This is a genomic window from Isoptericola sp. NPDC019482, assembly GCF_040632295.1.
Classification (GTDB): Bacteria; Actinomycetota; Actinomycetes; order Actinomycetales; family Cellulomonadaceae; genus Isoptericola.
Map to the genome: position 1 here is coordinate 1 of NZ_JBEYBQ010000038.1, position 26336 is coordinate 26336.

General features: G+C 73.3%; 26 protein-coding genes. 13 read left to right on the top strand and 13 right to left on the bottom strand.

Annotated features, from left to right (window positions below; translation table 11 throughout):
- Positions 1–172 precede the first annotated feature (172 nt).
- Genes ABZ493_RS18645 through ABZ493_RS18655 form a run of 3 tightly spaced genes read left to right on the top strand, consistent with a single transcriptional unit; the run spans position 173 to position 2149 of the window.
- Entirely contained in the window at positions 173–1099 is a 927-nt protein-coding gene (locus ABZ493_RS18645) for a transketolase (RefSeq protein ID WP_430583619.1), read from the top strand.
- A 43-nt stretch (positions 1100–1142) separates the two neighbouring features.
- Positions 1143–1508 (top strand): cupin domain-containing protein, encoded by a 366-nt coding sequence (locus tag ABZ493_RS18650; RefSeq protein ID WP_430583620.1) that lies wholly within the window; start codon positions 1143–1145, stop codon positions 1506–1508.
- A gap of 5 nt (positions 1509–1513) precedes the next feature.
- Positions 1514–2149, top strand: coding sequence for a class I SAM-dependent methyltransferase (locus tag ABZ493_RS18655; protein ID WP_430583621.1), 636 nt, complete (start codon positions 1514–1516; stop codon positions 2147–2149).
- Here the strand turns inward: ABZ493_RS18655 and ABZ493_RS18660 are convergent.
- The 3 genes from ABZ493_RS18660 to ABZ493_RS18670 are packed head-to-tail and all read right to left on the bottom strand — an operon-like array spanning position 2100 to position 4442.
- Entirely contained in the window at positions 2100–2468 is a 369-nt protein-coding gene (locus ABZ493_RS18660; protein ID WP_430583622.1) for a hypothetical protein, read from the bottom strand. The two genes, ABZ493_RS18655 and ABZ493_RS18660, sit on opposite strands and share 50 nt — an antisense overlap.
- Positions 2469–2504: 36 nt before the next feature.
- Positions 2505–3710 (bottom strand): Fic family protein, encoded by a 1206-nt coding sequence (locus ABZ493_RS18665; protein WP_430583623.1) that lies wholly within the window; start codon positions 3708–3710, stop codon positions 2505–2507.
- 51 nt (positions 3711–3761) lie between these two features.
- Positions 3762–4442 (bottom strand): NAD(P)H-binding protein, encoded by a 681-nt coding sequence (locus tag ABZ493_RS18670; protein WP_430583624.1) that lies wholly within the window; start codon positions 4440–4442, stop codon positions 3762–3764.
- A gap of 147 nt (positions 4443–4589) precedes the next feature.
- Between ABZ493_RS18670 and ABZ493_RS18675 the strand changes: the two genes are divergently transcribed.
- The 4 genes from ABZ493_RS18675 to ABZ493_RS18690 all read left to right on the top strand — a co-directional run bounded on the left by ABZ493_RS18675 (position 4590) and on the right by ABZ493_RS18690 (position 7171).
- Complete coding sequence (locus ABZ493_RS18675) at positions 4590–5807, top strand: pyridoxal phosphate-dependent aminotransferase (RefSeq protein WP_430583625.1); 1218 nt, start codon at positions 4590–4592, stop codon at positions 5805–5807.
- Between the two features lie 85 nt (positions 5808–5892).
- The gene (locus ABZ493_RS18680; protein ID WP_430583626.1) at positions 5893–6363 is read left to right on the top strand and encodes an SRPBCC family protein; all 471 of its coding nucleotides are present in this window, start codon (positions 5893–5895) and stop codon (positions 6361–6363) included.
- Entirely contained in the window at positions 6360–6722 is a 363-nt protein-coding gene (locus tag ABZ493_RS18685) for a helix-turn-helix domain-containing protein (RefSeq protein WP_430583627.1), read from the top strand. The genes ABZ493_RS18680 and ABZ493_RS18685 overlap by 4 nt, the downstream gene beginning before the upstream one ends.
- Positions 6723–6727: 5 nt before the next feature.
- Entirely contained in the window at positions 6728–7171 is a 444-nt protein-coding gene (locus ABZ493_RS18690) for an SRPBCC domain-containing protein (RefSeq protein WP_430583628.1), read from the top strand.
- A gap of 4 nt (positions 7172–7175) precedes the next feature.
- Here ABZ493_RS18690 and ABZ493_RS18695 read toward each other — a convergent pair whose 3' ends face one another.
- Positions 7176–8207 (bottom strand): acetylxylan esterase, encoded by a 1032-nt coding sequence (locus ABZ493_RS18695; RefSeq protein ID WP_430583629.1) that lies wholly within the window; start codon positions 8205–8207, stop codon positions 7176–7178.
- A gap of 81 nt (positions 8208–8288) precedes the next feature.
- Between ABZ493_RS18695 and ABZ493_RS18700 the strand changes: the two genes are divergently transcribed.
- Positions 8289–9080 carry a DeoR/GlpR family DNA-binding transcription regulator gene (locus tag ABZ493_RS18700; protein ID WP_430583630.1) on the top strand — a complete coding sequence of 264 codons (792 nt, stop codon included), beginning with the start codon at positions 8289–8291 and terminating at the stop codon, positions 9078–9080.
- Between the two features lie 38 nt (positions 9081–9118).
- Here the strand turns inward: ABZ493_RS18700 and ABZ493_RS18705 are convergent, their stop codons facing one another.
- From ABZ493_RS18705 to ABZ493_RS18735, 7 genes are all read right to left on the bottom strand, one after another.
- Positions 9119–9973 carry a substrate-binding domain-containing protein gene (locus ABZ493_RS18705; RefSeq protein ID WP_430583631.1) on the bottom strand — a complete coding sequence of 285 codons (855 nt, stop codon included), beginning with the start codon at positions 9971–9973 and terminating at the stop codon, positions 9119–9121.
- A gap of 77 nt (positions 9974–10050) precedes the next feature.
- The gene (locus ABZ493_RS18710; RefSeq protein WP_430583632.1) at positions 10051–12357 is read right to left on the bottom strand and encodes an FAD-dependent oxidoreductase; all 2307 of its coding nucleotides are present in this window, start codon (positions 12355–12357) and stop codon (positions 10051–10053) included.
- A gap of 70 nt (positions 12358–12427) precedes the next feature.
- Positions 12428–13747, bottom strand: a complete 1320-nt coding sequence (locus ABZ493_RS18715) for an extracellular solute-binding protein (RefSeq protein WP_430583633.1) — start codon at positions 13745–13747, stop codon at positions 12428–12430.
- 68 nt (positions 13748–13815) lie between these two features.
- A complete protein-coding gene (locus ABZ493_RS18720) occupies positions 13816–14751 on the bottom strand; it encodes a carbohydrate ABC transporter permease (RefSeq protein WP_430583634.1) in 936 nt (311 codons plus the stop codon).
- The gene (locus ABZ493_RS18725) at positions 14748–15674 is read right to left on the bottom strand and encodes a sugar ABC transporter permease (RefSeq protein ID WP_430583635.1); all 927 of its coding nucleotides are present in this window, start codon (positions 15672–15674) and stop codon (positions 14748–14750) included. Before ABZ493_RS18725 ends, ABZ493_RS18720 begins: the two co-directional genes overlap by 4 nt.
- 251 nt (positions 15675–15925) lie before the next feature.
- Positions 15926–18151 (bottom strand): alpha-galactosidase, encoded by a 2226-nt coding sequence (locus ABZ493_RS18730; protein ID WP_430583636.1) that lies wholly within the window; start codon positions 18149–18151, stop codon positions 15926–15928.
- A gap of 112 nt (positions 18152–18263) precedes the next feature.
- Positions 18264–18662 carry a RidA family protein gene (locus ABZ493_RS18735; protein ID WP_430583637.1) on the bottom strand — a complete coding sequence of 133 codons (399 nt, stop codon included), beginning with the start codon at positions 18660–18662 and terminating at the stop codon, positions 18264–18266.
- Positions 18663–18771: 109 nt separating this feature from the next.
- Between ABZ493_RS18735 and ABZ493_RS18740 the strand changes: the two genes are divergently transcribed.
- The 5 genes from ABZ493_RS18740 (at position 18772) to ABZ493_RS18760 (ending at position 24511) form a co-directional block, all read left to right on the top strand.
- Complete coding sequence (locus tag ABZ493_RS18740; protein ID WP_430583638.1) at positions 18772–19038, top strand: hypothetical protein; 267 nt, start codon at positions 18772–18774, stop codon at positions 19036–19038.
- 256 nt (positions 19039–19294) lie between these two features.
- Positions 19295–20452, top strand: coding sequence for a pyruvate dehydrogenase (acetyl-transferring) E1 component subunit alpha (gene pdhA, locus ABZ493_RS18745; protein ID WP_430583658.1), 1158 nt, complete (start codon positions 19295–19297; stop codon positions 20450–20452).
- A complete protein-coding gene (locus ABZ493_RS18750) occupies positions 20449–21462 on the top strand; it encodes an alpha-ketoacid dehydrogenase subunit beta (RefSeq protein ID WP_430583639.1) in 1014 nt (337 codons plus the stop codon). Before pdhA ends, ABZ493_RS18750 begins: the two co-directional genes overlap by 4 nt.
- A gap of 20 nt (positions 21463–21482) precedes the next feature.
- Complete coding sequence (locus ABZ493_RS18755) at positions 21483–22937, top strand: dihydrolipoamide acetyltransferase family protein (RefSeq protein ID WP_430583640.1); 1455 nt, start codon at positions 21483–21485, stop codon at positions 22935–22937.
- Between the two features lie 122 nt (positions 22938–23059).
- Positions 23060–24511, top strand: coding sequence for an alanine/glycine:cation symporter family protein (locus tag ABZ493_RS18760; RefSeq protein WP_430583641.1), 1452 nt, complete (start codon positions 23060–23062; stop codon positions 24509–24511).
- A gap of 23 nt (positions 24512–24534) precedes the next feature.
- Here ABZ493_RS18760 and ABZ493_RS18765 read toward each other — a convergent pair whose 3' ends face one another.
- Together ABZ493_RS18765 and ABZ493_RS18770 are read right to left on the bottom strand one after the other, a co-directional pair.
- On the bottom strand, positions 24535–25275 hold the full coding sequence (locus ABZ493_RS18765) for a hypothetical protein (RefSeq protein ID WP_430583642.1): 741 nt from the start codon (positions 25273–25275) through the stop codon (positions 24535–24537).
- Complete coding sequence (locus ABZ493_RS18770) at positions 25272–26285, bottom strand: hypothetical protein (RefSeq protein ID WP_430583643.1); 1014 nt, start codon at positions 26283–26285, stop codon at positions 25272–25274. The genes ABZ493_RS18765 and ABZ493_RS18770 overlap by 4 nt, the downstream gene beginning before the upstream one ends.
- Positions 26286–26336 lie beyond the last annotated feature (51 nt).

The window sequence follows — 26336 nt, forward strand, 5'->3', positions numbered from 1 at the left end:
TCATCGCCCGCGAGATCTACCACGTCCTAAGAACCCCGACCCAAACCACCGGCAGCACCTACCCCGCCCCTTGACGATCCATAGGAGCATCCGCCGCGCTGCGGCGCACCGAGCGCGACCGGCCCACGGTCGTCGTCGTCGACACGACCGGCACGACCACCCAGGAGGCGGCATGACCACCCTGGCGACCGCACCCGCGCTCGACCTGCGCACCCGCTTCTACGACGAGCTGGACCCGCTGCTCGACGCGCACCCGGACGTCGACGTCGTCCTGGCCGTCATCGGGTCGGGCTACATGGCCCGCGCGATCGAGCGCCATCCCGGCCGCGTCATCGACGTCGGCATCCGTGAGCAGGCGTTGATCGGCGTGGCGGGCGGCCTGGCGCTGGCCGGACGGAGGCCGATCGTGCACACGTTCGCGTCGTTCCTCGTGGAGCGGCCCTACGAGCAGGTGAAGCTCGACCTCGGGCACCAGGACGTCGGCGCGGTGCTGGTCAGCGCGGGCGCGTCGTACGACGTGTCGGCCGGCGGGCGTACCCATCAGTCGCCCGCCGACGTCGCGCTGATCTCCGCGCTGCCGGGCTGGACGGTGCACGTGCCGGGCCACGCCGACGAGGTCGCCGAGCTGCTGCACCGCGAGGCCGCCGGCACGGGCCGCACGTACATCCGGCTCTCCGGGCAGCGCAACGCCGCACCCGGGCCGGTGGACGGGCGGCTGCACCTGGTGCGCGACGGCGGGGGAGGCGCGAGCGGGCCGCTCGTCCTCGCCGTCGGCCCGATGCTCGACACCGTCCTCGAGGCCACCGCCGACCTGCCCGTCCGCGTCGCGTGGACGGCCACGCCGCACCCGCTCGACACCGACGGGCTGCGCGCGCTGGCCGGCCCGGCGCCGGTGCTCGCCGTCGTGGAGCCGTACCTGGAGGGCACGAGCGCCGCGGCCGTGGCGGCCGCGCTGGTCGACCGGCCGAGCCGCGTGCTGCACGTCGGCGTGCCCGGCGAGACGGAGCTGCGGCGGTACGGGACGCCGCGCGAGCACGCCGCCGCGCACGGCCTCGACGCGACGGGGGTCCGGCGGCGGGTGGCGGCGTTCCTCGCCTGATCGTCCTCGCCTGAGCGTCGGACCGGGTGCCTACGCTGACGGGGTGAACAGCGACGTGAGGAACATCCGCACCGCCCTCGAGGGCATCCCCGAGCCGTGGCAGCCGCACCTGCTGGCGAGCGTCAACGACTACGCGGTGAAGGTGGTCAAGCTCGACGGCGAGTTCGTGTGGCACACGCACGACGACACGGACGAGCTGTTCCTCGTGCTCAGCGGGCGCCTCACGATCCAGCTCCGGGACCGCGACGTCGTCCTCGGGCCGCAGGACGTGTTCGTCGTGCCGCGGGGCGTCGAGCACTGCCCGCGGGCGGACGGCGAGGTGCACGCGCTGCTCGTCGAGCCGACCGCCACGGTCAACACGGGGGACGCCGGCGGCGAGCGGACCTCGCCCCTGCGCGAGCTCGGCTGAGCGCGGTGCCCTCGTCGGCGCGCGACGCGAGCGCGGCCTACGCGGCACGGGCGCAGGAGTACACGGACCTGTTCGGCTCGATGGACGCGGTGCACGACGACGACCGGGCGCTCGTCGAGCGGTGGGCCGCCGGGCTGACCGGGCGCGTCGTCGACGCCGGGTGCGGGCCGGGGCACTGGACGGACTTCCTCGCCCGCCGGGGCCTGGACGCGGAGGGCGTCGACCTCGCGGAGCCGTTCCTGGCGCGCGCCCGGGCCGAGTATCCCGGCGTCCCGTTCCGCCGCGCGTCGATCGCCGACCTCGGCGTGCCCGACGGCGCCCTCGGCGGCGTGCTGGCCTGGTACTCGATCATCCACACCCCGCCGGAGCAGCTGGCGGGCGTGCTCGCGGAGCTCGCCCGCGCCGTCGCGCCGGGCGGCGGGCTGCTGCTCGGCTTCTGCCGCGGCCCGCGCGTCGAGCCGTTCGACCACGCTGTGACGACCGCCTGGTTCTGGCCCGTCGACGAGCTGGCGGCGCGCGTCGAGCGGGCGGGGTTCGTCGTCGTAGCGAGCGCCGAACGCGACGACCCGGGCGCCCGGCCGCACGGCGCGATCAGCGCGCGCCGTCGGGCGGCCGATCGTCAGGTGCCGGCTCCAGCGTGACGCGGCCGCCCGCGAGCGGGTCGCTGGGCACCTGCTCCACGAGCGCGGCGACCGGGCCCGCGGCGTCGCCGTACTCCACGGGCGGGCGGATCCGGCCGAGGTAGAGGTCCTGCACCTCGTCGATGCCCTGACCGGCGGGTCGCAGCGCCTCGCGCAGGCTGCGCGACCGCACCACCCGCGCGATCAGCGCGACGACGACAGCGCCCCAGAACGCCCAGGCCGGCACCGCCGCCCACGGGCTCGCCGTTGCCTGCAGCACGAGGCACACGCCCAGCAGCACGACGGCGCCCAGCAGGGCGGCCCAGCTCCGAGCGGTCATCGGCGTCCCCCTCGACGGTCCGACCTTAGCGACGACTTATCGGCGGAGCAGCCCCTGGGCGTACTGGTCCAGGACGGTCAGGATGCCGGTGTGCTCCCACACGCGGTTGCGGCGCAGCCCGGTCCGCTCGATCAGGACCCCGGCCTCGGTGAGCTGGGCGAGGGCGTTCTGCGCCGTCTGCCCCTTCATGCCCAGGTGGTCGGCGAGGTAGCGGGCGTTCACGACGGGGTGGGACACCAGGTGCGGCAGCACCCGCCATGCCGCGGCCTGTCGCCGGAGCCCGCCGAGCTGGGCGCGGGCGGCGTCGACCTGCGCGGCGAGGTCGTCGACGAGCCGGGAGCCTGATGAGGCCGCAAAGCGTGCGGCGTCGGCGAACCGCTCCACGATCGGCTGCGCGTCGCCGTCGCGGTAGGTGGTCAGCGCCGTGAAGTACTGCTCGGTCTGCGTGAGCAGGCCTGCGGACACCGGTGCCGTCGTGGCGGTCAGGATCCCCTTCGCCCGCAGGACCGAGTGCACCATGGCGCGGCCCGTGCGTCCGTTGCCGTCGACGAACGGGTGGACGGTCTCGAACTGCGCGTGCGCGACGGCCGCCTGGAGCAGGACGGGCACGTCGTCGCGGCGGACGAACTCGACCAGGTCCGCCATCGCGGCCGGCACGAGCGGCGCCTGGGGTGCGACGTGCGAAGCGCCTCGAGGGCCGATCGCGCTCGTCCCGATCCACACGAGCTGGTCGCGCCAGCGCCCCCCGTGGTCCTCCCAGCCGCGCTGTCCCGACAGGAGCGCACGGTGCATCTCCAGGATCGCGTCGGTGTCGAGTCGGTCCGCCAGCGCGAGTGCGGCTTCCATGGCGCGGACGTTCGCGACGACGGTACGGGCGTTCGCCGAGGTCGACTGCTCGATCTCGGCGAGGGCCAGTTGTCGGGGCCCGACGGTGAGGTCCTCGATCTGAGACGACGACGCAGACTCCGTGCGCAGGAGGATCGAGCTCATCGGGCCGAGCGTCGGGCTCGCCATCCCGAGGACCTTGGCCGCGTACTCGTCGAAGCGGCTGAGGGCAGCGGTGGCCTCCTCGACGTTCGCGGACAGGTCCGCAGGGATGCTCGGTACCCAGCCGGCGATCGTGGGTGGGACGGTCGAACGGTAGGGCCCGGACGCTGCAGCGCGCGCGGACCGGCTCGTCATCCCGTCGGAGTCGGCAACCCAGTACTCGTCGACGTACCCGAAGGCGGGAACCTTGACCATGAGGGACATCATAATCAAAGTTTCGTCGAAACCTTGATTAAAGCGCGCCTGCTAGTCCAGGTTGCGCAGCGCCGTGGGGATCGGCGTGTCCCCGGCGGAGAACCGGACGAAGCGCCCGACGGTCGCGGGCTCGCGCAGCGCCGCGGCCACGACCTGCGCGACGTCGGCGCGCGGCACGCTGGTGTCCGTGCCGGCGGGGACGGCGCCGGTCTCGGGCAGGACGGCGATGCGACCGGTGGGCGGCTCGTCCGTCAGCGTGCCGGGGCCGAGGATCGTCCAGTCCAGGTCGGTGGAGCGCAGGTGGTCGTCGGCGGCGAGCTTCGCGTCCGCGTAGGCGAAGAACCCCGCGCTCTCGGGGACGCCGTGCTCGGGCGTCGAGCCCACCCACGACACCATGACGTACCGGCGCACCCCGGCGCTCGCGGCGGCGTCCATGGAGCGGATCGCGGCGTCGCGGTCGACGGCGTACGTCCGCTCTGGGTCGCCGCCGCCGGCCCCGGCGGACCAGACGACGGCGTCCGCGCCGGCCAGCGCGGCGGCGATCTCGTCGGTGCTCGCGTGCTCGACGTCCAGCAGGAGCGGTTCGGCGCCGAGGTCGGCGACGCGGTCCACCTGCTCGGGCTTGCGCACCACCCCGACGACGTCGACCACGGGCCCCGTGCCGCCGTCGGCGAGCAGCGGGAGGAGCTGGCGCGCGACCTTGCCGAGCGCGCCGATGACGACGACCTTCATGACGACCTCCGAGCGGGGTGGGGGACCGGACTCCCACCGTAAGCATCAGCGGGCGTGCCGCCACCGAGGCCGTCGAGGGGAGGGTCGGGGCCGCTCGTCGCGGAATGGCCGTGTCGGGCACCGGGGCGCGGGGGGATGATGGTCTCCGTGCGCACCATCCGACAGAGCCGCAAGCTCCGCGGCGTCCGCTACGACGTCCGCGGTCCCATCCTCGTCGAGGCCCAGCGCCTCGAGGCCGAGGGCCACCGCATCCTCAAGCTGAACATCGGCAACACGGCGCCGTTCGGCTTCGAGGCACCGGCGGCCATCCAGGCCGACGTCGTGCACCATCTGCCGGAGGCGCAGGGGTACAGCGACTCGCGCGGCATCTACGAGGCGCGCACCGCGGTGGCGCAGTACTACCAGTCGCGCGGGCTGCGCGACACGAGCGTGGACGACGTGTTCATCGGCAACGGCGTCTCGGAGCTCATCTCGATGGTGCTGCAGGCGTTCGTCGACGAGGGGAACGAGATCCTCGTGCCGGCGCCGGACTACCCGCTGTGGACGGGCGCCGTCACGCTGTGCGGGGGCACCGCCGTGCACTACCGGTGCGACGAGGAGAACGGCTGGATGCCGGACCTCGAGGACCTCGAGTCGAAGATCACCGAGAACACGCACGCCATGGTGATCATCAACCCGAACAACCCCACCGGCGCGGTGTACAGCAAGGAGATGGTGGAGGCGATGGTCGACATCGCCCGCCGGCACGACCTGGTGATCCTCACCGACGAGATCTACGAGAAGATCCTGTTCGACGGCGCCACGCACCATCACGCCGCGGCCGCCGCGGGCGACGACGTGCTGTGCCTGACGTTCAGCGGTCTGTCCAAGGCGTACCGCGTGTGCGGCTATCGCGCCGGGTGGGTCATGGTGTCGGGCCCGAAGGAGACCGCCACCGAGTTCCTCGAGGGCCTCACCCTGCTGGCCAACATGCGCATGTGCGCCAACGTGCCCGCGCAGCACGCCATCCAGACCGCGCTGGGCGGGTACCAGTCGATCGACGAGCTGATCGTGCCCGGCGGTCGGTTCTACGACCAGGCGATGCTGGCCGACAAGCTGCTCAACGAGATCCCCGGCGTCACGTCCGTGCGGCCCAAGGGCGCGCTGTACTGCTTCCCGCGCCTCGATCCGGAGATGTACCCGATCGAGGACGACGAGGCGTTCGTCATCGACCTGCTGCGGGCCAAGAAGATCCTCGTCACGCACGGCACGGGGTTCAACTGGTTCGAGCCCGACCACTTCCGCCTCGTCACGCTGCCCGACGAGGAGGTCCTCACCGAGGCCATCGGCCGCATCGGGGAGTTCCTGGCCACGCGCCGGCGGTAGCCCCCCACCCGTTCTGCAACTAGTGGTTGCGCATCCCTGGCCCGCGGGCTAGCGTGATGTGCAACCACTAGTTGCAGGAGGGGTCATGGGGTCGACGAGCGAGCTGGGAAGCATCGAGCGCGAGCTGTACGTGGAGGCGTCGCCGGAGGTCGTCTTCGAGGTGGTGAGCAGCCCGGACCACGTCCGGCAGTGGTGGCCCGACGACGCGGACTTCGACCCGGAGCCCGGCGCGGCGGGGTCGATCACGTTCGGCGAAGGGCCGGACCGGACCGTCGAGCAGTTCACCGTGGTCGAGTCGCTGCCGCCGCGCACGTTCTCGTTCCGCTGGACGCACCCGGCGGGGCAGGGGGCGACGGCGGGCAACTCGCTGCTCGTCACCTTCGAGCTCGTGCCGTCCGGCGACGGGACGCTGCTGCGCATGACCGAGACCGGCTTCCGTGAGCAGGGCTGGGAGGTCGCGGTCCTCGAGCAGCACTACCGCGAGCACGTCGAGGGCTGGGCCTACTACCTGCCGCGGCTGGTGACCTACGCGGGGTCGCTGGAGGTCCGGCCATGACCGGGACGTCGTCGCCCGTGGACGACGGGCTCTGGTCCGCGATCGGCGACCCCACGCGGCGCCGCATCCTCGACCTGCTGCTCGCCGACGGCGGCGGCACCGCCTCGTCGCTGAGCCGCCAGCTGCCGGTGACCCGGCAGGGCGTGGCCAAGCACCTCGACGTGCTCGACCGCGCCGGCCTCGTCCGCTCGACGACGGCGGGACGGGAGAAGCGGTGCGAGGTCGACGCCGCTCAGCTCGAGCGCGCCGCCGACCAGCTGGCCGCCGTCGGCCGCACCTGGGACCGGCGCCTGCAGCGCATCAAGGCGATCGCCGAGGCGATCGAGACCACCCGCACGAACGACACGACGAGGAGCTGATCACCATGGTGGACATCCTGCACAGGATCGCGACGACGACCGCGACGCCCCAGGCGATGTACGACGCGCTGACGACCGTCGACGGCCTCGCCGGCTGGTGGACCGAGGAGACGACGGGCGATGCGGGCCTCGGGGGCAAGGTCGGGTTCCGCTTCCCGGACGGCGGCTTCGTCATGGAGGTCGAGGAGCTGCGGCCGAGCGAGCGCGTCGTGTGGCGCGTCGTCGACGGCCCCGAGGAGTGGGTCGGCACGACCGTCGAGTGGGACCTGCGCCAGGACGGTGACTGGACGATCCTGCTGTTCGCGCACCGCGGCTGGCGCGAGCCCGTGGAGTTCATGCACCACTGCAGCACCAAGTGGGCCACGTTCCTGCAGAGCCTCAAGGCCCTCGTCGAGGGTGGCGACGCCGCGCCGTCACCCCGGGACGTGAAGATCGACGACTGGAACTGAGGCACTACCGCGTCGCGCGGGCCACGGCCCGCGCGACGTGCTCGCGCGTGGCCGCGAACGCCGCCGCCATCTCGCGCGCCTGGCCGGGATACTCCGCGTGCCCGGCGGAGTGCACCGCCAGCTCCAGCTCCGCCCCGGTCCCGGCGCGCTCGGCGACGCGGACGCCGGCCGCCACGCCGAACTGGCCGGGCGGCGGCACGTGCGCGTCCCAGAGGGCGCACTCGACGCGGGTGGGCACCCGCAAGTACGTCGCCGCGACGGACGCGTCCGTGAGCGCGAGCACCTTGCGGGCCTCGGGGTGCGCGGCCACGTACCCGCGCTGCGCCTCGCCGCTGCCGGTGCACGGCACGGCGAGGCGCTCGTCGTACTGGCCGAAGCTCGGCACCTCCAGCGTGGCGCCCACGAACCGGTCGTCCCACGGCACGGCCAGCGCGCCGACGCCGCCGCCGAAGCTGGTGCCCACGTAGTACAGGGGCAGGTCGGCCGGGACGCCGGGCACGTCCGCCAGCGACTCCTGCAGCGCGGTCGCCGCGTGCCACAGGTCGACGGCGCAGCGGCCCAGCACGTACGTCTCCACGTGCTCGATGCCGGCGAGCACGTGCGCGGTGCTCACGTCCGGGGCGCCCACCCCGGCGTTGAGCGCGCCCAGGCCGCGCGCCACGGGGAAGATCACCGCCGCGTCGCGCGGCACCCGCTCGAACGACGGCGCGTCGCGGCCGCCGTAGCCGTGCCCGTGCACGATCCCCACGCGGACCGGCGCGTCCAGGGGGAGCGCCATCCAGGCGCGCAGGCGCAGGCCGCCGTCGGCGGTGAACGTCACGACCGACACCTCGTGCGCGCCCTGCCGGCCCACGGGCTCCGCCACGACGTCGGCCGGCACCCCGCGCGCGGCGGCGTACCAGGACCGCCACAGGTCGGCGAACCCGTCGGGCTCCGCGGCGGGCGGCACGGCGAGCAGGCCGTCCCGGTCGTAGCCGTACGTGCCGTCGATGGGGCTGCCGGGGAACCAGGCGTCGTAGGGGGCGGGCAGGGTCACGGGATCTCCAGGCTCTTGAGGTCCGGGCATACCGGCGGCAGCCCGCGTGACAGACTGTGCCGCGGGTCGAAGGGGGAGCGGGTGCTCGTCGCAGAACGCAGGTCGCGGATCGTGGCCGAGGTGCGCCGTCGGGGCGCCGCGAGCGTCACCGAGCTGGCGCAGGAGCTGGGCGTCAGCGCGATGACGGTGCGCCGGGACATCGAGGCGCTCGCGGACGCGGGCGAGCTCGACCGGGTGCGCGGCGGCGCGACGACGCGCGGGGACGCCGGCGCCGTGCAGGAGCACGGGTTCGCGTCGCGGGTGCAGCTGCAGGTCGGGGCCAAGCGGGCCATCGCCCGCCGCGCCGCGCAGCTCGTGGAGCCCGGCATGGCCGTGGGGCTCTCGGGCGGCACGACGGCGTGGGTGCTCGCCCAGGAGCTGCGCGGCGTCCCCGACCTCACGGTGGTGACGAACTCGCTGCCGGTGGCGGAGGTGTTCCGCCGCCCCGACCGTGCCGACGAGCCGTACACGCAGTCCGTGGTGCTGACCGGCGGCGTCCGCACGCCGTCGGACGCGCTCGTGGGCCCGGTGGCGGTGCGCTCGCTGGAGCACCTGCACCTCGACGTCGCGTTCCTCGGCGTGCACGGCGTGGACCTGCACGCGGGCCTCACGACGCCCAACCTGCTCGAGGCGGAGACCGACCGCGCGCTGCTGGCCGCGGGCCAGGACGCCGTCGTGCTCGCCGACCACACCAAGTGGGGCGTCGTCGGGCTCACGACGATCGTCGACCTGCACGAGGTGGAGCACCTGGTCACGGACGACGGGCTGGACGACGACGCGCGCGAGCTGCTCGAGGCGCACGTCGGCGAGCTCTGGGTGGTGCCGGTCGACTGACCGCCCTGCTCCGGCACGCTGTGGGGCGGCGTCACCCGTCAGCGGGCGGTGCTCGCGCGCGGCACGACGCGCGCGTCCACGACCACGTGCTGCACCGGCAGGTTGGCGCCTGGCGGAGTGGCGATCTGCCGTTCCAGCTCGCTCAGTGCGCGCTCGACGAGGGCCTCCTTGTCCGGCGAGACCGACGTGAGGGACGGCGTCGCGAACTGCGCGCCGCGCACGTCGTCGATCCCCACGACCGCGACGTCCTCGGGGACGCGCCGCCCCGCCTCGTGCAGGGCGGGCAGCGCCCCGAACGCGACGGAGTCGTTGGAGCAGACGATGCCGTCGAGCTCGACGCCGCGGGCCAGCAGGTCGCGGACGGCGCGCCGCCCCTCGGCGGGCGTGAACGCCTCGACCTGGGCCACCAGGTCCGGGTCGTCCGCGATGCCGAGCGCGGCCACGGCCTCGCGGTAGCCGGCGTACCGGCGGTCGGCGGCGTCCGACGGTCGCGCGTCCCGCGGACCGACGAACGCGACCCGCCGGCACCCGACGGACGCCAGGTGCTCGGTGGCGGCGTACGACGCGGCCCGGTTGTCGATCGTCACGTGCGTGAACGGGCTGACGAGGATGTGCTCGCCGAGCAGCACCAGCGGCCCGGGGGAGGTGCGCCGCGTCAGGTCGGCCACGGACAGCGCGCGCGGGATGTGGATGAGCCCGTCGGTCGGGGGCAGCCCGATGCCATTGGCGACGTCCACCTCGCGCTCGTGGTCGCCGGCGGTCTGCTGGATGAGGATCGACAGCCCGCGCTCGTCCGCGCGGCGCACGAGCAGCGCCGTGAGCTCGGCGAAGTACGGCTCCTCGAGGTCCGGCACGGCGAGCGCCACGATGCCGGTGCGCTCCTTCCTGTGCACGGCGGTCAGCGTAGCCCGGTCCGCCGTCCGGGACACCGTCGCGCCGCGCGCGGGCCGGGTGAGAGCGTGCGGCACGGTCACTCCTGCACGCGCAGCGCGACCACGCGGGCCTGGGCTGCGCCGTTCGTGGCGCCGACGACGAGGCGTGCGGCAGCCAGGGGGCCGAGGTCGGCGGGCAGCGGGTGCGTGCGCAGGCGCCACCGGTTGTCGGTCTCGTCGGCGACGGTCACCCAGGCGTCACCGGTCTCGGGGGCGCCGGCGGGCAGCACCTCGACCCGGTAGTCCCTGACGAGCGTCGGCATGATCTCGTCGGGTGTGCGGTGGTGGTGCAGGGTGTTGAGCTCGACGTCGAGGTCGTCGTCGAACACGACGCGCACCTCGCGCCCGGTGACGGGCTCGTCCCAGTCGAGGCGCAGCCACTCGTCGCGGCCGGGCACCATCGGCGACGACGCCCACAGGTGGGGCCCGCCGTGGTTGCGGTGGTAGCCGCTCGTCGCGCGCTCGGGGGCCAGGGCCCGGGTGTCCGGGCCGGCGCGGAAGACGACGGACCGCCCGCGCAGCGGCTTGGTGGGCCACTGCACCAGCAGCTCCTCGGAGCTGATCTGCACGTTCTGGTCGTCGTTGTCGACGCGGTGCACCAGCGTGAGGACGCCCGCGGGCAGCGGGGCGGTGAGGCGGACGGCGACGTCGGGGTTGGCGCGCAGCACGACGACGGCGTTCTGCGGGGTGTCGGGGGCGAACGGCACGTGCGCGGTGACCCAGCGCTCGTCGCCGGCGGGTACGACGACGTCGGTCTTCGTCTCCAGGTGCGCCGGCACCACGTTCTGCGGCTTGCCGGTGGAGAACACCTCGACCGACAGGGTGGTGTCGCGGCGGGCGGAGACGAGCAGCTCGACCGTCTCGAGCCGCGGGTCCACGGGCAGCACGATGCCGAGGTCGACGTCCAGGTCGTAGACGTCGAACCCGTCGGGGCCGAGGTCGCCCGGATCGAGGTCCGACGGCTCGACGACGGGCGCGGCGATCCGCGTCGTCGTGCTGGACGCCGAGACGCGGGCGCGGCGGGCCAGGTCGTGCGGGTCGGCGTTCGCGATGCCGACGGCCGGCGCGTCCCAGCGCAGGAGCGTCTGGCGCAGCTCGTCGAGGTGGTCGGTGTAGACGCCGCGCGGGGTGGTGCCGTGCTCCACGCACAGGGCCGCGGCCGTGCCCGCGGCCTGGCCCATGGCGCCGCACGTGGCCATGACGCGGGCGGCGCCGAACGCGATGTGCGTGGCGGAGACGTCGCGCCCCGCGAACAGCATGTTCTCCACGTTCACCGAGTACAGGGAGCGGTAGGGGATCTCGAAGACGCCGTCGGAGAAGCGCTGCAGCGCGCCCGCGCCCTCCGCGTACATGCCCTGCGCGGGGTGCAGGTCGATGGACCACCCGCCGAACGCGACACCGTCGTCGAACACGGTCTGGTCCACGACGTCGCCCTGGTGCAGCGTGTAGTCGCCGATGAGGCGGCGGTACTCGCGCTTGCCGGGCACGTTGCCGATCCACTCGAGCGTGAGGTTGTCGGCGTCGAACTTCCCGGAGTTCTTGATGTAGTCCCAGATGCCGAGGATGACGCCGCGTAGCTCGTCGCGGATGCGCTCGTTGTCGTCGACGATGTCGAGCTCGCCGCCCCACTCGATCCACCAGTAGTGGGCGCCCGAGTCGCCGCTGCGGATCACCCGGTTCATCGGGATCGGCGTGGTGGTGATGTCGATCGCGGTCTCCGGCGCCACGTACTTCACCGGGTGGCCGAGGTCCTTCGTGTAGAAGAGCAGCGTGGAGCCGAGGAACTCGCGCACCGGCTCCGGCGGCGCCCACTCCTCCCCGAACTCGGCCTGTGACTCCTTGCCGAGCCGGTAGCGTGCGCCCGCCAGGTGGCCGACCAGCCCGTCGCCCGTGCAGTCGAGGAACACCGGCGCGACGAACGTCGTGAGGATCTCCGAGCCCATCGTCCAGCCGGTGACGGACTCGATGCGGCGGGCGTCGTCCGGCCCGGTGGCCGCCACCTCGCGGACGTCCGTGTTGAGGAACAGCCGCAGGTTCTCCTCGCGGCGCACGGTGTCCAGCACGACGTCGTCCCAGTACACCGGGTTGCCCTCGGGGTTGCGGTACTGGTTCTCCACGTACATCTCGCCGACGATCCCGGTCTCCCGGGCCCAGCGCTGGTTGCCGTGCGCGGTGGCGCCGCACACCCACACCCGCACCTCGGAGGAGGAGTTGCCGCCCAGCACGGGCCGGTTGTTCACCAGCACCACCTGGCGGCCCAGCCGCGCGGCGGCGACCGCCGCGCTGACGCCGGCGAGCCCTCCTCCGACGACGACGACGTCCGCCTCGACGGTCTGCGTGCGCATGATCTCTCAGTCCTTCTGGTGGTGCTGCGGGTGGTGGTGCTGCGGGTGGTGCGTGCGCGGCGCCGGACGGTCAGCCGACCAGCTTCTGCGCGGCCTCGCCGGCCTTCTGCATGGCGGCCTTCGCGTCGGTCTTGCCGACGAGCACGGCCTGCACCTGCTCGGCGATGACCGTCTCGATCTGCGAGTACGCGGTGAACTTCCAGAACGGGTTGCTCGTCGAGGTCGCGGTGATCCGCTCGTTGAAGAGTGAGCCGAACGTGTCGGCGGCGACGACGTCGGACTGCTGCGCCTCCGTCGTCACCGGCGGCAGGCCGCGCACCTCGTAGTCGGCCAGCACGGTGTCGAGGTCTGACGTCGCGAACTGGGCGAAGTCGGCCGCGGTCGCGGCGCCCTCGCCGTCGACCACCGCGATGGCACCGCCCCACACGAGGGCGCGCGGGGTGTCGCCGGCCTTGAGGACCGGGCGCGACAGCGGCGTCAGCTTGCTGCCGAGGTCCTTGTCGGGCGACTCCTCCTGGACGGCGTTGCGGCCCACGGGGGCGTCGTCGTAGATGGCGGCGCGGCCCTGCGCGAACAGTGAACGGGCGTCGAAGCGGTCGACGTCGGCGGCGATGAGCTTCTGGTCGTACAGCGACTTGTACCAGGTCACGGCCTCGACGGAGGCGTCGTCGCCGATGGTGACGGTGTCGCCGTCGACGAGCGGGCTGCCGAACGTCTCCATCCAGATGAGGATGTCCTTGAGCTGGGCGGCCTTCGTGGACGCGGCGTAGGGGATCATCCCGCCACCGAGGGCCTTGAGGTCCTGGAGCGACTTCTCGAACTCGTCGATCGTGGCCGGGAAGGCGTCAGGGTCGATGCCCGCCTTCTGCAGGATCTCGGAGTTTCCGACGAGCCCGATCGCGCCGATGGTCCACGGCAGGCCGTACTGCACGCCGTCGAACTGCGCGGCGGCGAGCGCGGCGTCGGTGTACCCGCGGCCGTCGGTGAGGGCGGCGAGGTCCTGCAGCTTGCCCATCGCGGCGAGCGAGCCGAGCCACGCGACGTCGACGTGCGCGGCGCCGGTGAACTGGCCGCCCTTCACCTGCAGCGTGAGCTGGTTGATGTACTCGTTGTAGGGGAACGAGACGTCGTCCACAGTGACGCCGGCCTGGTCCTGGTAGGCCTTGACGATGGCCTCGAGGGCAGGGGCCGCGGCCTCCTCGGTGAACGACCAGGACGAGAACGCGAAGTCCGTCTTCGCGCCGCCGGTCGCGGCGGCCGAGGCAGCGGCGCCCGTGGACGACGGCGCGGACGGCGCGCAGGCGGCGAGGGCGGCGGTGCCGGCGCCGATGCCGAGCAGCTGGAGCACGCGACGTCGCGACAGGGCGCTCTGGGGAAGGGTGAGGGACATGGGGATCCTCCGCATCGAGGGTCGTTCGGGGTGGTTGACGGTGGAGCGGGGCGGGACGGTGGGCGCCGTCAGCCCTTGACGGCGCCGGCGGTGAGCCCGCCGACCAGGTACTTCTGCAGGGCGATGAAGGCGATCGCGACCGGGAGCGAGACGACGAGCGACGCCGCCATGAGCTCCGGCCACGCCGTCGAGGCCTCGCCGATGAAGGTGTTGACCAGGCCGGGCGGCAGGGTCTGCTTCTCCGGGCCGGCGAGGGTGAGCGCGAAGACGAAGTCGTTCCAGCCGCGGACGAAGGCGAACAACCCGGCGGCGATGAGACCCGGCGCGGCCAGCGGCAGCACGATCGAGTGGATGATCCGCAGCCGGGAGGCGCCGTCGACGCGCGCGGCCTCGATGAGCTCGTCCGGGATGGTGTCGAAGAAGCCCTTGAGCATCCACACGCACAGCGGCAGCGTGAACGTGGTGAAGCTCAGCACCAGTGCGGTGTACGTGTTGAGCAGGCCGTACGCGCTGAACACGGTGTAGAGCGTCACCAGCAGCAGGGCCTGCGGGAACATCTGCGACGCCAGCACCAGGTACATCAGCGAGCGGCGGCCGCGGTAGCGGAACTTGGAGAACGAGTACCCCATGTACGCGGACACCAGCACCGACAGCACGGCGGTGATCACCGAGACGATGACGCTGTTGCGCAGGTAGCCGAAGAGCTGGTCGTTCGAGGCGAGCGCCGCGAACGCGTCCAACGTGGGCGCCGACGGGAAGAACTTCGGCGGGTACGCGAACACCTGGTCGCGCGGCGTGAGGGACGTGGCGAGCAGCCAGTACACCGGCAGGAGGCCGAAGCCGCCGCACACGACCACGGTGGCCCAGGCGGCGAACCGCACGCCGGGGCGCTCCGACCGCAGCGCGCCGCGGCGGAGGCGCTGGGGCGGCCGGGGAGCGTCGTCGGCCGGGGACGACGCCGAGGGCGGGGTGGGCGCGGCGGGGAGCTGCGTCGTCGCGCTCATCGCTCCTCTCCCTTCTCCGAGAAGCGGACGTACACGACGACGAGCGCCATGAGCAGCACCATCCACAGCAGGCCGAGCGCGCCGGCCTTGCCGAGGTCGTAGCCCTGGAAGGCCGTCTCGTACACGGCGGTGGCGAACGTCTGGGTGGCGCCTGCGGGGCCGCCGCCGGTGAGGACGTAGATGATGTCGAAGTGCTGGAAGTTCCAGATGAACTCCAGCAGCAGCACCAGCCCGACGATGCCCTTGAGGTGCGGCAGCGTGATGGCGAAGAAGCGGCGGACCGTGCCCGCGCCGTCCATCTCCGCGGCCTCGTGCAGCTCGACCGGCACGGTCTGCAGGCCGGCCAGGAGCATCACCATCATCCAGGGGAACGACTGCCAGGTCTTCGCCAGGATCACGGCGCCCATCGCGGTGCCGGGCTGGGCGAGCCACGCCTGCGGGTCGTCGATCAGCCCGATCGACTGCAGCAGCGCGTTCATCACGCCGTAGTTGGCGTTGAAGATCCACATCCACAGGAACGACACGACGACGCCGGGCACGAGCCAGGGGATGAGCATGAGGCCGCGCAACACCTTGGCGCCGCGGATCCTCGTGTTCAGCGCCAGCGCGAGGGCGAAGCCGATCACGAACGGCAGGATCGTGGTGCCGAGCGTGAAGACGAGCGTCTGGCGCAGCAGGCGCAGGAAGTCGCCCTGCAGCACGTCCACGAGGTTCTGCACCCCGACGAACGTGCGGCCCGGCAGCACGAGGCTCTGCTCGAAGAACGCCGTGACCAGTGCCGCGATCAGCGGGTAGAGCACGACGCCGGCCAGCAGCGCGACGCCCGGCAGGAGCAGCAGGACGGCGAACTGGCCGTCGCTGAGCCGTCGTGGCGTTGTCTGTGACTTTCTGTGTTCAAGAGTGTGAGTTTGTGAACTCGTCATGTCCACGTCCCTGTGGGTCAACCTCGGCAACGAGGGTGATGAGCTGGTGTCCGCGACACACTCTGGCCGATCCTGGCCGATCTGGTCAAACGTTCCTGGTCTCGGTGCGATAACAACCTGCTGCGTGTTGGAACATTAAGTAACACAACAGCACACGACAGTGAACAGCGAAGAGGCCGCCGAGTCGGCGTCTGGCGACTCGGCGGCCTCGTGGGCGGGGGGCGGAAACGGCGTGGGGGCGCGGTGGCGTCTCAGTCGACGGCGTGCAGGCGCAGCACGAGCGACGTCCCGGGCGCGGCCTCGGGTGCCTGCAGCCCGGCGACGGCGAGCGCGCGCCCGGTCAGCACGACGCCGTCCCTCCGGGCGAGCCACGTCGGGACCGACCAGCCGTCGTAGGCCTCGCGGCTCAGCGGCAGCGGGGTGACGCGGTAGCGGCGCTCGGGGTCGAGCCCGCGCAGGGTGAAGCGCCCGGGCGGCGCGGACGCCGGCCGGGCGAGCGTCGCGAGCTGGAACAGGGCGCGGGACCGGTCGGCCGCGACGACGCCCCACACCAGGGGGGCGTCGGGGGCTGCGGGGTCCTGCCGCACGAGCGTGCCGGTGTGCAGCAGGCCGCGCTCCGCCTTGTAGAGCTCGACCCAGCCGGACAGGTCGGCGAGCTGCTCGGGGGTCGCCCGCGTGAGGTCCCACTCGATCCCGAAGTGGCCGAAGAGCGCGGTCGCCGCGCGGAAGGCGAGGGAGGACGACCGCCGCGTCTGGTGGCTGACGTCCGCGGCCACGTGCGAGCCCAGGTACTCCAGCGGCAGCAGCTGCGCCGTCCACGGCTGCATCTGCTGGCGGTCCACCGGGTCGGTGCAGTCCGACACCCAGACGCGCTGCGTGTGCTCGGCGACGCCCAGGTCCACGCGGCCGCCGCCCGACGAGCACGACTCGATCTCCAGGCCGGGATGCCGGCGTCGCAGCTCGGCCATGATCCCGTAGGCGGCGAGCGTCTGGGCGTGCACCACGGGGCGCCCGTCCCGGCGGGAGCCGGGGTCGACGAGGTCGCGGTTGTGGTCCCACTTCACGTAGTCGACGCCGTACCGGCCGATGATGGCGCTCATCCGCTCCAGCACGGAGGCGGCGGCGTCCGGGTTCGACAGGTCGAGCACGTGCTGGTGCCGGCTCGGCACCGGGACCCGCCCGCCGGCACTCATCACCCAGTCGGGGTGGGCGCGCGCCAGGTCGGAGTCGAGGTTGACCATCTCGGGCTCGAACCACAGCCCGAACTGCATGCCGAGGCCGTGCACGTGGTCGGCGATCGGGTCCAGCCCGTCCGGCCAGACGTCCTCGTCGACCTCCCAGTCGCCCAGGCCGCGCGTGTCGTCCCGGCGCCCGCGGAACCAGCCGTCGTCGAGCACGTACCGCTCGACGCCGAGCTCCGCCGCGGCGTCGGCCAGCGCGGTGAGCCTCTCGAGGTCGTGGTCGAAGTAGACGGCCTCCCACACGTTGAGCGTCACGGGCCGCGGGCTGCGCGGGTGCGCCTTGCGGCGGCGGAGCATCCGGTGCAGGCGCGCGGCCTGCGCGTCCAGGCCGTGGCCGTGCACGCCGTACACCCACGGCGTCTCGTACTCCTCGCCCGCGGCGAGCGTCACCTCGCCGGGCAGCAGCAGCTCGCCGCCGCCCAGCACGTGCTCGCCGCTGGGCAGGCGCTCGGCCCAGTGCCGGTGGTTGCCCGACCAGCCCACGTGCACGCCCCACACCTCGCCGTGACCGAAGCCGAAGCCCGGGACGCCCGCGGTCAGCACTGTGGCGGCGTCGAAGCCCGTGCGGCCGCGGCGGCCCTCGCGCAGGTGCGTGCCCACCGTGAGGTCGTGCCGCTGCGGCACCCGCTCCTTGCCCCACCGGCCCGTCAGGTCCAGGACCTCGCGGGCTCGGGGCGGTACGGGCAGGACGACGGCGAGCTCGTGCAGGCGGTAGGGGTCGCCGTCGTTGCGGAGCGCGGCGCGGGTGCGCAGGACGCCGTCGACGGTGAGCTCGACGTCGAGCACGAGCGTCAGCGCCGCGACCGGGTCGGAGGCCTCGACGCGGAGCGCGCCCGCGCCGGCCTCCGTGAGGCCGGTGGGCAGGGTGCCGCCGCAGAGCGTCGCGACGGTCGTGGTGAAGCGCGGCGACCAGGCGTCGCCGTCGCGCTCGCCCACGATCCCTGGCCGCCCGAGCCAGCCCGTGCGCGGCTCCGGCACGAGCGTGAGCCGCACCGGCTCGTCGGGGCCGCTGTTCGTTAGCGGCGCGGCCGAGGCCTCGACGACGTCGGCCGCGTCGTCGGCGGTCAGCGGGCCGAGGTCGTCGCCCCAGTGCACGACGGCGGGCAGCTCGCCGCCGCGGGCGTCGACCAGCACGCTGACGCCGTCCGCCCGCAGGTGGACGAGGGCGTCGACGGCGGAGGAGGGGGCCTGAGCAGTGGTGTCGGCGGCGTCGGCGCAGCCGGTCGTGGCAGTCACGCCCCGAGCCTGCCATCCGGCGCCGCGAGACCGGTCATCCGGCGCACGATCGGTCATCCATCGGACCGATCCCGTAGCGGACGACCGATCTCAGGCGGCCGGTCGGCCGATGTCAGCCCTCGGGGACGGTCGCAACGGCCTCGACCTCGACGAGCGCGCCGGGACGGGCGGGCGCGACGGCGAGGACGGTGACGGCGGTGCGCGCGCGCCAGACCCGTCCGGAGGCGGCGTAGGCCTCGTTCGGGTCGACGGCGGGGTCGAGGTAGATCGTCAGCTTCGCGACGTGCTCCACGTCGGTGCCGGCCTCGTTCAGCACCGCGGTGACGTTGCGCAGCGCGGCCTCGGTCTGCGGGCCCAGACCGCCCTCGACGAGCGCGCCGTCGGGGCCCGTGCCGTTCTGCCCGCCCACGTAGAGCGTGCGGCCGGCGGGCAGGATCATGCCCCACGCGAACGCGGGGTTCTGGTGCAGCGAGGGCGGGTTGACCGGCGTCGGCGTCGACTGCGCGTTCATGGGGTGTCCCTTCGTCCAGGTGACCACCGGGAGGTGTGCACCGATCGTCCCGCGCGCCACCGACACGCCTCCGGTTGCGCCGCCGCCGGGCGGCGGAAGACTCGCCGCCATGGAGAACGTGGACTACGACCAGCTGGCCGACGACTACGGATGGTTGTTCGGAACGGCCGCGATCATCGTCTACCTCGCGGTGGCCGTGGTCTTCCTGATCGCGTACATCCGGATCATCCAGAAGGCCGGCTACTCGGGCTGGTGGGTCCTCGTCGGCATCGTGCCGATCCTCAACGTGGTGATGTTCCTCGTCTTCGCGTTCGCGCGCTGGCCCGTGCTGCGTGAGCGGGACGCGCTCCGGGCGGGGCAGGGCTACCCGCGCTGACCAGCGCGGGCATCGTCGACCGCGCTCCCGATTGGAGGATTCCTCCAAAACGACCGGGGGGACATTGGTAGCCAGGTCCGGGGGTGCGCCCCCTGGACGGCAACCTACGCTGGCGTAGGCTACGAAGGCGTAGGTTCCGGCGGTCACCGACTCGGTGGGCCGGGACCTCCTCCGTGCCGGAGCAGCCCAGCCCCGTCCGGGGGCCGTCAGCGAAGGAGACCGCGTGCCGCAGAAAACCACCGGCGAGCCCGACAAGATGCCTGTCGACATGCCCGCCGACGTCGCGCCCGCTGACGTCGACCCCCTGGTCCAGCTCGTCTCGCCCACCGGCGAGCGTGTCGTCGAACCCGACAACGCGACCTACCGCTCGCGTGTCGACCACCTCACCTCCGAGGACCTGCGCGCCCTGTACCGCGACATGGTGCTGACGCGACGGTTCGACGACGAGGCCACGGCCCTGCAGCGGCAGGGCGAGCTCGCGCTGTACGCGCAGGGCCGTGGCCAGGAGGCCGCCCAGGTCGGATCGGCGTACGCGCTGTCGCCGCAGGACTACGTGTTCCCCTCCTACCGCGAGCACGGCGTGCTCCAGGCGCGCGGCGTCGACCCGGTCGACCGCCTCCGCCTGTACCGCGGCGAGGACCACGGCGGCTGGGACCCGAACGAGCACAACGTGCACCTGTACACGCTCGTCATCGGCTCCCACGTGCTGCACGCGACCGGCTACGCGATGGGCGTGCAGCGCGACGGTGCGGTCGGCACCGGCGACGCCGGCCGGGACGCGGCCGTCGTCACGTACTTCGGCGACGGCGCCACCAGCCAGGGCGACGTCAGCGAGGCGCTCGTCTTCGCGGCCGTGAACAACGCGCCCGTCGTCTTCTTCCTGCAGAACAACCAGTGGGCCATCTCCGAGCCGACGTCGCGCCAGTCGCGCGCCCCGCTCTACCAGCGCGGCGAGGGCTTCGGCATCCCCAGCGTCCGGGTCGACGGCAACGACGTCCTCGCCTGCTACGCCGTGACCGCCGAGGCGCTGGAGCGCGCCCGCACCGGCGGCGGCCCCACCTTCGTCGAGGCCTACACGTACCGGATGGGGGCGCACACCACCTCTGACGACCCGAGCCGCTACCGGGCCCGCGCCGAGGAGGACCACTGGGCGCGCCGCGACCCGATCGACCGCCTCGCCGCGCTGCTGCACGCCGAGGGCGGCTGGGACGACGGCTGGGCGGCCGGCATCGAGCGCGAGGCCGACGCCCTGGGCGAGCGGCTGCGCACCGAGGTGCGCGAGCTGGGCGCGCCGCCCACCAGCGCGATGTTCGAGCACGTCTACGCCACCGAGCACGCGCAGGTCACGGCCGAGCGGGCGTGGTTCGAGCAGTACGAGAACGAGACGAACGAGACGACGGGGGCGGCCCGATGACCTCAGCAACCCCGCAGACCCTCACCTTCGCCCGGGCCATCACCGAGGGCCTCCGCTCGGCGCTCGAGTCCGACCCGAAGGTGCTCGTCATGGGCGAGGACGTCGGCCGCAACGGCGGCGTCTTCCGCGTCACCGACGGCCTGCAGAAGGACTTCGGCGAGGACCGCGTGGTCGACACCCCGCTCGCGGAGTCCGGCATCGTCGGCACCGCGATCGGCATGGCGCTGCGCGGCTACCGGCCGGTGTGCGAGATCCAGTTCGACGGCTTCGTCTTCCCGGCGTACGACCAGATCACGACGCAGCTCGCGAAGATGCACTACCGGTCGCGCGGCCGCCTGCAGGTGCCCGTCGTCATCCGCATCCCCTACGGCGGCGGCATCGGCGCGGTGGAGCACCACTCGGAGAGCCCGGAGGCGCTGTTCGCGCACACGCCCGGCCTCCGGGTCGTGTCGCCGTCCACCCCGCAGGACGCCTACGACATGATCCGCGCGGCGGTCGCCTCGCCCGACCCGGTGCTGTTCTTCGAGCCCAAGGGTCGCTACTGGACCAAGGGCGAGGTCACGACCAGCCCCTATCCGACGGTGGCCGCGGCCGGCGGCGCCGACGTGCTCAACCGGGCCCGCGTCGCCCGGAAGGGCACCGACGTCACGCTCGTCGCCTACGGCCCCACGGTCGCGACGGCGCTCAAGGCCGCCGACACGCTGGCCGCCGAGGGCACCAGCGCCGAGGTGGTCGACCTGCGGGCCATCTCGCCGCTCGACGTCACCGCGGTCGTGGAGTCGGTGCAGCGGACCGGGCGCTGCGTCGTCGTGCACGAGGCGCCGACGTTCCTCGGCTCCGGCGCCGAGGTCGCGGCCCGCGTCAGCGAGGAGTGCTTCTACTCGCTCGAGGCCCCCGTGCTGCGGGTCGGCGGCTTCCACGCGCCGTACCCCGTCGCCAAGCTGGAGCACGAGTACCTGCCGAGCGTCGACCGCGTCGTCGACGCCGTCGACCGCGTGCTGGCCCACTGAGAGCGGAGCCGAGGAGACCGATGAGCACCCAGCGTTTCCCCCTGCCCGACGTGGGCGAGGGCCTCACCGAGGCCGAGATCGTCGAGTGGCGCGTCGCCGTCGGCGACACCGTCGCCGTCAACCAGGTGATCGTGGAGATCGAGAGCGCCAAGTCGCTCGTCGAGCTGCCGTCGCCGTGGGCGGGCACCGTCACGGCGCTCCTCGCCGAGGAGGGCACCACCGTCGACGTCGGCACGGCGATCATCGAGATCAGCACCGGCGGCGACGCTCCCGCAGGCTCGGGCGAGGGCTCCGGCGAGGCCTCCGATGACGCGTCCGGCGAGGGCTCCGGCTCCGTGCTGGTCGGCTACGGCACGGGCGACGCCGGCACCTCTGGGCGGCGCCGGCGTCGTGCCGCGACGCCGGCCGCGGCGGCCGAGGCTCCGGCCCCCGCACCGGCACAGGCACCTGTTCCCGCGCCTGCTCCGACTCCCGCACCTGCTGCGGACCCCGCTCCGGCGCCGACGCCCTCGGGCCCGGCGATCGAGAAGCCGATGGCGAGCGTGCCGGCGGCGCCCGGCGTGCAGGGCACCCGCGTGCTCGCCAAGCCGCCGGTGCGCAAGCTGGCGAAGGACCTCGGCGTCGACCTCGCGTCCGTGCACCCCACGGGCCCGGGCGGGATCGTCACGCGGGAGGACGTCGTCGCGCACCACGAGGGCGCCGCCCCGAAGTCCCTCGCCACGTACCCCGACGACGACCGGCCGTGGCTCGCGTCCGGCACGGTCAGCCAGGACGGCCGCCAGACGCGCGTGCCGGTGAAGTCGGTGCGCAAGCGCACGGCCGAGGCGATGGTGGCCAGCGCGTTCACGGCCCCGCACGTCACGGTCTTCCAGACGATCGACGTCACGAAGACGATGCGCCTGGTCTCCACTCTTAAGGAGGACCGCGACTTCGCGGACGTGCGCGTCACGCCGCTGCTCGTGGCCGCCAAGGCGATGCTGCTGGCCGTCAACCGGCACCCGCAGATCAACGCGAGCTGGGACGAGGCCGCGCAGGAGATCGTCTACAAGCACTACGTGAACCTGGGGATCGCGGCGGCGACGCCGCGCGGGCTCGTCGTGCCGAACATCAAGGACGCGCACACGCTCGACCTGCTCGGCCTGGCGAAGGCGATCGCGACCCTCACGTCCACGGCGCGCGCGGGCCGCACGCAGCCCGCGGACATGGCGGACGGCTCGATCACCATCACCAACGTGGGCATCTTCGGCACGGACACGGGCACGCCGATCCTCAACCCCGGCGAGGCGGGCATCCTCGCGTTCGGCGCCATCCGCAAGCAGCCGTGGGTGCACAAGGGGAAGATCAAGGCGCGCTGGGTCACGCAGCTCGCGCTGTCCGTCGACCACCGGCTGGTCGACGGCGAGCTCGCCGCCCGCTACCTGGCCGACGTCGCGAAGGTGCTGGAGGACCCCGCGCGGGGGCTCGTCTGGGGCTGAGGCTGGGCCGTCCCCGGGGCGTTCGTGGACGGCGCATGACCGACACTGGATAGTTCGCTAGGGTAACCGACCGGTTCCACACCGAAGTCGGGACCGGACGCGACCGAAAGGCCAGTTCGATCATGGAAAGCTTCAACGCCGCCCTCGCCTCGTTCAACGACGGGCTATGGCTCTACCTCGTGGTCCCGGTGCTCGCGGCGCTGTGCCTGTACTTCACCGTCCGGTCGGGGGCGGTGCAGATCCGGCTGCTGCCGGACATGTTCCGCTCCGTCGTCGGGAAGTCCGCGCCTGCTCCGGGCCAGAAGCCGGTCTCGTCGTTCCAGGCGTTCGCGATCTCGGCCGCGGCGCGGATCGGGACGGGCAACATCGTGGGCGTGGCCACCGCCATCGCCCTCGGCGGCCCGGGTGCGGTGTTCTGGATGTGGGTGATGGGCCTCGTCGTCGGCGCGGCCAGCTTCGTCGAGTCGACGCTCGCCCAGCTCTACAAGGTCAGGGACGGCAAGGACTTCCGCGGCGGGCCCGCGTACTACATGGAGCGCGGCCTCGGGAAGCGGTGGATGGGCCTGCTGTTCTCGGTCGTGATCATCGTGACGTTCAGCTTCGTCTTCAACTCCGTGCAGGCGAACACGATCTCCGGCGCGGTCGGCACGTCGGCCGAGCAGATCCTCGGCGAGACGCCGGGCTGGCTGGCGCCCGTCGTCGGGGTGCTGCTCACGGCGGTCGTGGCCGCGATCGTGTTCGGCGGCCTGCACCGCATCGCGAACACGGCGCAGCTGCTCGTGCCGCTGATGGTGGTGCTCTACCTCGGCCTCGGCGTGCTGGTGGTCGCGCTCAACATCGAGAAGCTGCCCGACGTCGTCGGGAGCATCGTCGGCAGCGCCCTCGGGTTCCAGGAGTTCGCCGCCGCGGGTGTCGGCACCGCGATCTCGCAGGGCGTGCGCCGCGGCATGTTCTCCAACGAGGGCGGGCTCGGCTCGGCGCCGAACGCCGCCGCGACCGCGACGGTGAGCCACCCCGTGAAGCAGGGCCTGGTGCAGACCCTGGGCGTCTACGTCGACACCCTGTTCGTCTGCTCGATCACCGCGTTCATCGTGCTGGTGTCGAACCCGACGTACGGCGAGAACGCCGGCCCGACGATGACGCAGGAGGCGCTGCAGTCCAGCCTCGGCGACTGGTCGCTGCACCTGCTGACGGTGATCCTGCTGCTGCTCGCCTTCACGTCCGTGCTGGGCAACTACTACTACGGCGAGGCGAACGTCGCGTTCCTCACCAGGCGCCGCGGCGCGATGACCGCGTTCCGGGTGGTGTTCCTGGCCATCGGCTTCCTGGGGTCGATCGGCTCGGTGCAGCTCGTGTGGACGCTCGCGGACACCACGATGGCGGTGATGGCGCTGGTCAACCTGGCGGCGATCGCGCCGCTCAGCACGATCGCGTTCCGCCTCATGCGGGACTTCACCGCCCAGCGCAAGCAGGGGCTCGACCCGCAGTTCACGCGCGACCGGCTCCCCGGCGTCCGCGGCATCGAGTGCTGGGAGCCGCGTGAGCGGGAGCGCGAGCAGGTGGCCGTCGGCTGAGGCGGGGCTCCTCGACGCCGGTCTCAGCAGGGGCCGGCGTCGAGGTCGTCCGCCTCGGCGCGCAGCTCGTCGGGGGAGCTGACGAAGAACGCCTCGGGGTCCCGGGCGAGCTCGGCCTCGGCCGCGTCGGCGAGCAGCAGCTTGGCGGTGCGGGCGTTCGCGGTGACCTGGCAGCGTTCGACGGCGGTCGGGTCCACGTCGCCGTCGTCGAGCGACCAGAAGGCCCGGTCGAGCTTCGACTCGGCGTCCTCCGCGTACCAGGTGACGAAGTCGGCTGACGCAGGGTCCCCCTCGGCCATCGCGCGGGCGAGGAACGCGGTGCCCTCGTCGTAGTACGCCCGCCACCCGGCCGGGTCCCGGTCCTCGTGGTTCTCGAAGATCTGGACGGCGCGCTCGTAGTCGCCCTGCTCATAGGCGGACACCCCGACGCTCGACTCGAGCTGGAGCAGCACCTTGGGCACCCACACGATGACCAGGACGAGCGCGATGACCCCGGCGGCGATCCACGAGACCGCGAGCCAGAGGCGGCCGTTCTCGCCGAGCCCGTACCGGTCGCGCCGGGCGACGCGACGCATCCGGGCGCGCAGCGTGTCATCCGCGGGAGCCGCCGCCCTGCTCCCGGCCGCCGCGGCGCGCAGCGCGGGCAGCCAGAGGCCCACGCTGCCGAGCACCACCAGCCCCGCGGCGAGCAGCACGAGGACGACGATCCCGAGCGTCGTGCCGTCGCTCGCGACGACGGGCGGGTAGACGACGGGCGCGCTCATCGGCCCGCCCCCGCACGGGTCTCGCGCGCGACCTCGAGCACCACGTCGCGCTGGTCGAGCAGCGCGACGGCCTCCGCGAGGCACCCGTCGACCAGCCGTCCGGGGTCGGGCCGCCCGCGCCGCACGAGGCCGGCGACGTACGCGTCCCGCTCGCCGTGCTGTGTGCTGGGCACGCCGTCCCGGGGGAGCTCGGTGCGCTCCATCGCGCGGTGCGACAGGCGGCACAGGCGCTGCGCCTCGGCGACCCCGGACGCCGAGCGTCCGCCGCTCAGGTACAGGGGCGTGAGGTAGTGCGCCGCCCCGCGAGGGAAGTCGTCGCCGTGCTCCTGCTGCAGGCGGCGGGTGAGCCGGCGCCACACCAGGTACGGCACGGCGCCCGCGGCGGCGAGGCGGGCGGCCGGCAGCCCGCGCACCGCGCCGTCCGCGTCGAGCTCGCGCCGGAGCCGCTCGACGTCGGCGCCCGTCACGGCTGCGTCCGCGAGGCGACGGGCGGCCGGCAGCCAGCCGGCGGTGGGGCCGGCCGCGGTGGCGTCTTCCTCGCCGTCCCTCGCCGGCCGCTGCACGCGCGCGAGGACCGGGACGGCGCGCGTGCCGCCCACCCACATCGGCGTGCCGGTCCGCCAGCCGAGCAGCCAGAACAGGCCGACGACCACCACCCAGCCGGCCGCGTAGACGAGCCAGGACAGCACGCCGCCGAGCACGAGCGCGAGGCCCACGAAGAACCACAGGCTGAACACGAGGCCGAGCACCCACCCGTGCCGCGACAGCGACCGCCCGCCGAGGACGGCCGCGACGGTGATCACCACGACGACGGTGAGCAGCGGCGCCGCCAGCATCGCGACCAGCACCCAGACGAAGGCCGCGGGCGGGTCGACCCACAGGAGCTGGCCCACCCAGAACAGTGCCCCGGCGATCGCCCACGGGACCCCGATCCCGATCAGCAGCGTCGCGGTGAGGGTGCCCTCCGCCTTCCGGGTCGCCGCCCGGTCGGTGCGGTGTCCGCGCGCCATCTGTCCCCTGCCCTGTCGTCCGCGTCGGTTGCCGCGGGCGAGTCTACGGAC

Excerpts from the sequence above, each read along its gene's own strand:
- ABZ493_RS18685 (WP_430583627.1), top strand. The coding sequence starts at position 6,360 with ATGACCGGGACGTCGTCGCCCGTGGACGACGGGCTCTGGTCCGCGATC.
- ABZ493_RS18770 (WP_430583643.1), bottom strand. The coding sequence starts at position 26,285 with ATGGCGCGCGGACACCGCACCGACCGGGCGGCGACCCGGAAGGCGGAG.
- ABZ493_RS18665 (WP_430583623.1), bottom strand. The coding sequence starts at position 3,710 with ATGGTCAAGGTTCCCGCCTTCGGGTACGTCGACGAGTACTGGGTTGCC.
- ABZ493_RS18645 (WP_430583619.1), top strand. The coding sequence starts at position 173 with ATGACCACCCTGGCGACCGCACCCGCGCTCGACCTGCGCACCCGCTTC.
- ABZ493_RS18765 (WP_430583642.1), bottom strand. The coding sequence starts at position 25,275 with ATGAGCGCGCCCGTCGTCTACCCGCCCGTCGTCGCGAGCGACGGCACG.
- ABZ493_RS18660 (WP_430583622.1), bottom strand. The coding sequence starts at position 2,468 with ATGACCGCTCGGAGCTGGGCCGCCCTGCTGGGCGCCGTCGTGCTGCTG.
- ABZ493_RS18670 (WP_430583624.1), bottom strand. The coding sequence starts at position 4,442 with ATGAAGGTCGTCGTCATCGGCGCGCTCGGCAAGGTCGCGCGCCAGCTC.
- pdhA (WP_430583658.1), top strand. The coding sequence starts at position 19,295 with ATGCCTGTCGACATGCCCGCCGACGTCGCGCCCGCTGACGTCGACCCC.
- ABZ493_RS18725 (WP_430583635.1), bottom strand. The coding sequence starts at position 15,674 with ATGACGAGTTCACAAACTCACACTCTTGAACACAGAAAGTCACAGACA.
- ABZ493_RS18715 (WP_430583633.1), bottom strand. The coding sequence starts at position 13,747 with ATGTCCCTCACCCTTCCCCAGAGCGCCCTGTCGCGACGTCGCGTGCTC.
- ABZ493_RS18710 (WP_430583632.1), bottom strand. The coding sequence starts at position 12,357 with ATGCGCACGCAGACCGTCGAGGCGGACGTCGTCGTCGTCGGAGGAGGG.
- ABZ493_RS18760 (WP_430583641.1), top strand. The coding sequence starts at position 23,060 with ATGGAAAGCTTCAACGCCGCCCTCGCCTCGTTCAACGACGGGCTATGG.
- ABZ493_RS18740 (WP_430583638.1), top strand. The coding sequence starts at position 18,772 with ATGGAGAACGTGGACTACGACCAGCTGGCCGACGACTACGGATGGTTG.
- ABZ493_RS18750 (WP_430583639.1), top strand. The coding sequence starts at position 20,449 with ATGACCTCAGCAACCCCGCAGACCCTCACCTTCGCCCGGGCCATCACC.
- ABZ493_RS18680 (WP_430583626.1), top strand. The coding sequence starts at position 5,893 with ATGGGGTCGACGAGCGAGCTGGGAAGCATCGAGCGCGAGCTGTACGTG.
- ABZ493_RS18755 (WP_430583640.1), top strand. The coding sequence starts at position 21,483 with ATGAGCACCCAGCGTTTCCCCCTGCCCGACGTGGGCGAGGGCCTCACC.
- ABZ493_RS18690 (WP_430583628.1), top strand. The coding sequence starts at position 6,728 with ATGGTGGACATCCTGCACAGGATCGCGACGACGACCGCGACGCCCCAG.
- ABZ493_RS18735 (WP_430583637.1), bottom strand. The coding sequence starts at position 18,662 with ATGAACGCGCAGTCGACGCCGACGCCGGTCAACCCGCCCTCGCTGCAC.
- ABZ493_RS18720 (WP_430583634.1), bottom strand. The coding sequence starts at position 14,751 with ATGAGCGCGACGACGCAGCTCCCCGCCGCGCCCACCCCGCCCTCGGCG.